Source organism: Mycobacterium sp. ZZG (assembly GCF_054786995.1).
In genome coordinates, this window is the sequence record NZ_JBTBFV010000129.1 from 1 (window position 1) to 3,373 (window position 3,373).

Annotated in this window: 3 protein-coding genes; all 3 read left to right on the top strand. The window is 67.8% G+C overall.

The features are described 5' to 3' along the window. Window positions 1-197 precede the first annotated feature (197 nt). The 3 genes from ACXMYJ_RS28860 (at window position 198) to ACXMYJ_RS28870 (ending at window position 3,210) form a co-directional block, all read left to right on the top strand. Entirely contained in the window at window positions 198-818 is a 621-nt protein-coding gene (locus ACXMYJ_RS28860) for a helix-turn-helix domain-containing protein (RefSeq protein ID WP_260755034.1), read from the top strand. A gap of 89 nt (window positions 819-907) precedes the next feature. Next, a complete protein-coding gene (locus tag ACXMYJ_RS28865) occupies window positions 908-2,398 on the top strand; it encodes a DDE-type integrase/transposase/recombinase (RefSeq protein ID WP_260752507.1) in 1,491 nt (496 codons plus the stop codon). A 38-nt stretch (window positions 2,399-2,436) separates the two neighbouring features. Then, window positions 2,437-3,210, top strand: a complete 774-nt coding sequence (locus tag ACXMYJ_RS28870; protein ID WP_260757981.1) for an ExeA family protein — start codon at window positions 2,437-2,439, stop codon at window positions 3,208-3,210. Window positions 3,211-3,373: the final 163 nt, after the last annotated feature.

The following is a 3,373-nucleotide window of genomic DNA, read 5'->3' on the forward strand; positions in this document are numbered from 1 at the left end:
TGTTGACCGTCTCTCGGGATGACGATCACGGGGTATGTGGACGTCATTGAGCGTGCTGATGTGGCCTGTGCCGCCGTTGTCGAATTGATCTTGTTCGTGTGCACCGTCAGTGTGACGAGGAACTGATGGGTGCGCGGCACCTCGCTGAAGTCTTGGCGGGCTTGCGAGGTGCCGCGCTGTAGTGCTCGGAGGCACTGATGGTGACGGTAGAGGTCGATTCTGTCCGCGTCGAGTCCCGGCTGGCTGGTGGGGCGATCGCCTGTCCGGCTTGCCTGGACGGTGTGCTCGGCGGCTGGGGGTATGCCCGCGCCCGCCACGTCGAGGGGCTCGATGATCCGGTGCGGCCGCGCCGGGCCCGGTGCCGCTCTTGTCTGGTCACTCATGTGTTGTTGCCGGTCACCATGCTGTTGCGCAGAGCATATGCAGCCGAGCGGATTTGGATGGCGCTGTCGGCGCGGGCTGAAGGGGTAGGGCATCGCGGGATCGCTGCCCGGTTGCAGGTACCGCCGTCAACGGTGCGGGGCTGGCTGCGGCGGGCTGGGCAGCGTCTGGAGTCGATGCGGGCGTGGTTTGTCACGGTGGCGGTGCGTACGGGGATCGATGTGACGATCCCCGACGGACTCGGCTGTGGTTGGCGTGACGTCGAGGCGGCGGTCTTGGTCGCCGCGTCGGCGATCGGGCAGCGGTTCGGGTCGGCCGGGTTGCTGGGCGTGGTGACGCCGGCGCTGGTGATGGTGGCCGTCAGCGGCGGCCGGTTGTTGGCGCCCGGGTGGCCGCCGATGTCATCGGCGGTGCCACACAACACCAGTTGCCCCTGACGCGCTGTCAGGTGATCGGTGATCCTCGCCAGGGCGCCTGTCCGGCACCGGTTTCGGGTGGGGCCATCGACTGCGAGGAGGGCACTGCGGTGTCGTTGGAGGACCACAAGCGTCGGGAACGGGCCAATGCGATCGGGTTGTTCCGCTATCAGGTGATCTGCCCCGCGCTGGAAGAGGGGCTCTCCACCCGCCAGCGCGGCCGGGTGGTCCGTGAGATCGCCGAACGCCGCCATATCGATCCGTTCGGTTCCCAGGTCCAGATCGCCCGCGCGACGCTGGATCGCTGGATCCGGCGTTACCGCGGTGGCGGGTTCGAAGCGCTGGTGCCTGAGCCGCGCCGGCTAGCCACCCGCACCGATGTCGGGGTGCTGGAGTTGGCCGCCTCGCTCAAGCGGGAGAACCCGGCCCGCACCGCCGCGCAGGTGGCTCGCATCCTGCGCACCGCGACCGGGTGGGCGCCCTCGGAATCGACCCTGCTGCGCCACTTCCATCGGTGCGAGCTGATGGGCCCGGCCGCAGGTCAGAGCACGGAGGTGTTCGGCCGGTTCGAAGCCGCTGACCCCAACGAACTGTGGGTCGGCGACGCTTTGCATGGCCCGCGGGTCGGGGACCGCAAAACCTACCTGTTCGCCTTCCTCGACGACCATTCCCGGCTGGTCGTCGGGCACCGGTTCGGATTCGCCGAAGACACCGTGCGCCTGGCCGCCGCGCTCAAACCCGCGCTGGCCGCCCGCGGAGTGCCCGCCGGAATCTATGTCGACAACGGCTCGGCGTTCGTCGATGCCTGGCTGCTGCGGGCGTGCGCGAAACTCGGGATCCGGCTGGTGCACTCCGCGCCCGGGCGCCCGCAAGGCCGAGGCAAGATCGAACGGTTCTTCCGCACCGTGCGCGAACAGTTCCTCGTCGAGGTCACCGACACCAGCAGCGAGGACCTCACAGCGGCCGGGGTCGCCCACACCGCGGCGTTGTTGGAACTCAACCGGCTGTTCATGGCCTGGGTCGAAACCGAATACCACCGACGGACTCATTCCGAGACCGAACAGGCACCACTGGCACGGTGGGAAGCCGGCTTCGACCGGCTCGGCGGGTCACCGGCATTGCCGACCGCCGCGGATCTGACCGAAGCGTTCTTGTGGTCGGAGTTTCGCGTGGTGACCAAGACCGCCACCGTGTCGCTGCACTCCAACACCTACCGAGTCGACCCCGCCCTGGCCGGGCGCCGCGTGGAGCTGGTGTTCTCCCCGTTCGACCTGCACACCATCGAGGTCCGCTACCGCGATCAAAGCTTCGGCGCCGCGGCGCCGCACACCATCACCCGCCACGCTCACCCGAAAGCCCGACCCGAGGCCGCTGGCCCAGCGCCTGCGCCGGCGGCGACCGGGATCGACTACCTGGCATTGACCGCCGCCGCCCACCACGCCCAACTGCGTGACGATGAACGCATCGGCTACCACGCCCTCTACGGCACCGAGGTCACAGCCACCGACGACATTGTGGTCAACGACCAGGTCCTCGGACAGCTCGCGTTGACCGACCTCGGTGCCGAGAACTCTGACCATGAAGGTGAGGCCTCGGCGTGAGTATTCAACGACTGCAATCACACTGGGGATTCTCCCGGATGCCGTTCGGACGCGACCTCGCCCCCTCGATGCTGCACCGCTATCCCGGACACAGCGAAGCGATCGCCCGGATCTCCTGGTGTGTGGACCAATGCGCCATCGGAGTCATCACCGGCGAAGTCGGTGCCGGCAAAACCGTGGCCATCCGCGCCGCAGCCACCTCCTTGGATCCGGCGCGACACGTCATCATCTACCTGGCCAACCCCACCATCGGCGTGCGCGGCATGCTCACCCACATCGTGGCTGCCCTCGGACACACCCCGGTCTTTCACACCGCCCGACTGGCACCCCAGGCCGCCGACGCTCTGGCCGCCGAACACGCCGAACGCGGCCGCAGCCCCGTGCTGGTCGTCGATGAAGCCCACCTGCTCGACAACCATCAACTAGAAGCGATCCGGCTGCTGACCAACCACGACATGGACTCCGGATCCCCATTCGCCGTCGTACTCGTCGGCCAACCCACCCTGCGCCACCGGCTACGTCTCGGAGTCCTGGCCGCCCTGGACCAGCGCATCGCAGTGCGCTACACCCTGCCCGGCATGACACCAGACGACACCGCCGACTACATCAACCACCACACCAAAATCGCCGGCCGCTCCGACGTCCTATTCGCCGACGACGCGATCACCTTGATCCACAATGCCTCGCGCGGGCACCCCCGCGCGGTCAACAACCTCGCCCTGCACGCCCTGACCGCCGCGTTCGCCGCCGGTCACTCCATCGTCGGAGAGAAAGCCGCACGCATCGCCATCAGCGAAACAGCAACCGACTGAACCCAAGTCGCTTCACCGCGACGAACACCACGTCACCACGACGACGACCCCGTCACGACGACGACCACGGCCCCGCTCACCACACCGAGCGGGGCCGTTCCCATCGGCCACTCGTCACCAAACTCGATGATGCCCATATCCTCATCCACAGCGACGGGCAACA